This is a genomic window from Mycobacterium sp. (genome assembly GCF_019243155.1).
Classification (GTDB): Bacteria; Actinomycetota; Actinomycetes; order Mycobacteriales; family Mycobacteriaceae; genus Mycobacterium.
The window spans coordinates 1-2814 of sequence record NZ_JAFAUS010000517.1 but is presented as its reverse complement, the minus strand read 5'-3'; the positions used below and the strand labels follow the sequence as shown (position 1 = coordinate 2814).

Annotated in this window: 3 protein-coding genes; 1 reads left to right on the top strand and 2 read right to left on the bottom strand. The window is 66.7% G+C overall.

Annotation, left to right across the window (positions count from 1 at the left end; genetic code table 11):
• A partial coding sequence (locus tag JOZ00_RS26195; protein ID WP_293350311.1) for an NAD-binding protein occupies positions 1-1746 on the bottom strand: 1746 nt, incomplete at its 3' end.
• A gap of 120 nt (positions 1747-1866) precedes the next feature.
• Positions 1867-2238: a nuclear transport factor 2 family protein gene (locus tag JOZ00_RS26190; RefSeq protein WP_293350308.1), complete on the bottom strand. Its 372-nt coding sequence runs from the start codon at positions 2236-2238 to the stop codon at positions 1867-1869.
• 51 nt (positions 2239-2289) lie between these two features.
• On the opposite strand from JOZ00_RS26190, the gene JOZ00_RS26185 reads away from it, so the two are divergent.
• Positions 2290-2814: NUDIX hydrolase (locus tag JOZ00_RS26185; RefSeq protein WP_293350305.1), on the top strand; the 525-nt coding region annotated here is incomplete at its 3' end.

Sequence of the window (2814 nt, the reverse complement as noted above, 5' to 3'; positions counted from 1 at the left end):
TTGCTGCGGCCGATGCGGCGAACGCGCGGCCGCCAGGGCTGCGGCGAGACCACCGGTGGTCGAGGTCTGCGGTGGAGGCTGACCCTTACGCAGCATCGCGATCAGCTCGCGGTACGGGCCGGTGAGATACACGGTGTCGCCGGCGGTCATTCGGGCATTGCGGCGTGGACGCAAGCTGATCGGCCCATCCGGCCGGGTGATCGCGATAACGCGAGTTTCGGTCGACAGGTCGACCATTCGCAGTCCATCGAGTTCGCTGCCCGCTGCTACGAGCATTGCGCCAACCATGAAGGCCCGCTGCCCAACCCAGAAGGTGCCCAGCACCTGCAGACCCATCGCGGCGCCGATGAACCACGGCGCCGCCAGGTCGACGGTCGACAGCACGTTTTCGAAATCGAATCGCTGTGCGACCGCCGCTCCCAGCGTGCGGTCGAATACGCGCAGCACGAGCGGGACGTCCGGCCGGATCAGCTGGGGCATCACCCGAGGTCCCAACACCTCGCGCAGGACGATCCCGGTCTCGATGTTGACCATGTCGTCCTGGGTCAGCACCGCCACCGCGCGGGCATGTTCGAGGCCGGCGAGTTCCAGCGTCTGGCGCAGCGTCGCGTCCCCGAAGATCACCGGCACGTCGAGTTCGGCCGCCGTCGACAGGAAGCGGTTGTTCTCATCGCGCTCGACGACCGCGACTTCGTATCCCGCGGAATGCAGATCGCCGACCACGCGAATGCCAAACGAGCCCAGCCCGACGACGATGATGTGGTTGCGCATCTGGCGAACCCGGCGCCGGCCGGCCGACTGGACGAAGCGGCGCGACAGCAGCAGGTCGGCGGCGAACGCGACGAGGACCGCGGTGGTGGTAACGCCGGCGAACATGAGCAAGACGCTGAAGATCCGCAGCCAGGTTTTCTGCTGGACAAAGCTGAAGTCGCCGAAGCCGACCGTCGAGATCGTCTCGGACGCGAAGTAGATCGCGTCGATCCACGACATGCCCGGTTTGTGGTAGCTGAAGCGGAGCAAGACCGTCGAACCGATCAGCAACGCGAGCGCGGCGATCAACGCGCGTAGAAACAACGGGTTGATGTCATGGCGAAGGGTTCGCACCGGGTCGAGGGCCCGCCGCAGCACCGGCCTGCGCACGCGGGTTGCCTTCGGCCGCTTGACCTGGATGCCGCGGGCGGCCAACTCCCCGGCGGTCCCGATCATCGCGGTCCAGTCACCGGCGCGCACCGGCGCGTCGCGCCCCGGACAGGGGACGACCTCACCGGCATGGGGGGTGCCGTCGGCGCGGATTATCGCCACCGGTGCCAGATCGGCGTAGAGCTCGCGCAGCGTCGCGTCGTATCGCGCCTCCGTGCCCGAGACGATGAACTCGATGCCGGCCACCCTGATGGGGTGCGAGGTGAGGTCCAGTAACGCCTCGACCACCGACGGTGCCGCCAGGTCGGCCACGTCGAGGATGGCGCCGAGGCCGTTGTCGGCCGCCACGGCCGACCGCAGCACCTCGTTGGCCAGCCGCGCCACCACGCGCAAATTCGGGTTGGCGCTCCTTGCCAGCAAGGCGATTTCGAGATTTCTCGCGTCGTCAGGCCCCGCGCAGACGATGGCGGCCGCGTGCGCGACGCCGGCGTTGGCGAGATCGGCCGCGGTGGCGAGCTTTACAACGCGCGCGCCCGCGTTCTTCAACTCCCGGGTGATGGTGGTCGCCAGCGCGTCGTCACCGCTGACGATGATGTGGCTCGGCATCCTCCCCACCTCTGGTGACGTTGGCGCTCTTTCGGTTGCTACGACTATGCCACTGGGAGCTGGCCCGGTGGCGAAGGCGCAACCGTGACAAGCGAAGTCGCGCGGACCCGATTCGCTCGGCTAGAGGACCTTGACGTCCGACGGCGACCAGAACGCGCGCATCGAAGTGATCTTCGCGTCGTCGTCGAACGTCATCGCCGAGATCGGCGAGATTCGGGTGCGGGTGTCCCCGGCGTCGAGCGTGAGGTGCCACAGGAACGCGGCTTCGGTGGTGCCGACCCGCAGTTCGGCCAATTCGGTCTCCTTTTTGGCATCTTGGAATCCGGCGTAGAACTCGCGGATGGCTTCTTGGCCGCGTCGAAGGTCCGTCCCGACCGGATCTTCGATGGTGGCGTCGGCGGCATACAGGAGCACGATGTCATCGGCTTTGCCCGTGGCGACGAGGTCGAGGTAGCGCTTGACGGTCTCTGTGATGGCTTCCTGGGACGGCATGGCTTCGGACGCTACTCCTCGCCGGTGCGCTATTCCGGCGATACTGGCGAGGTGCCTTTCATCGAATGCGCGGGGACGCGCGAGATCTATCGGAATCCGTGGCTGGTGCTTCGAGAGGATGACATCCGCCGCCCGGACGGCAGCGCCGGCATCTACAGCGTGGTCGACAAGCCGACCTACGCGCTGGTGATGCCCTTCGATCAGAACCGCTTCCGATTGGTCGAGCAGTTCCGGTATCCCGTCGGCGCGCGGCGCTGGGAATTTCCGCAGGGCACCGCTCCCGATTTGGCCGACGCCGCGCCGGCCGAGCTGGCCGCGCGCGAGTTGCGCGAGGAAACCGGTTTGCACGCAACGTCGTTCGAGATGCTCGGTCAGCTCGATGTGGCTCCAGGAATGACCAGCCAGAGCGGTTGGGTCTTTCTGGCCACCGGAATCGTTGAGGGACAAGCGGACCGCGAGCACGAGGAGCAGGACATGCTCAGCGAGTGGTTCACGCGGGACGAGGTCGAACAGATGATGCGTTCCGGCGTCATCGTCGACGCCCAGTCGATCGCCGCATACGGACTGTTTCTGTTG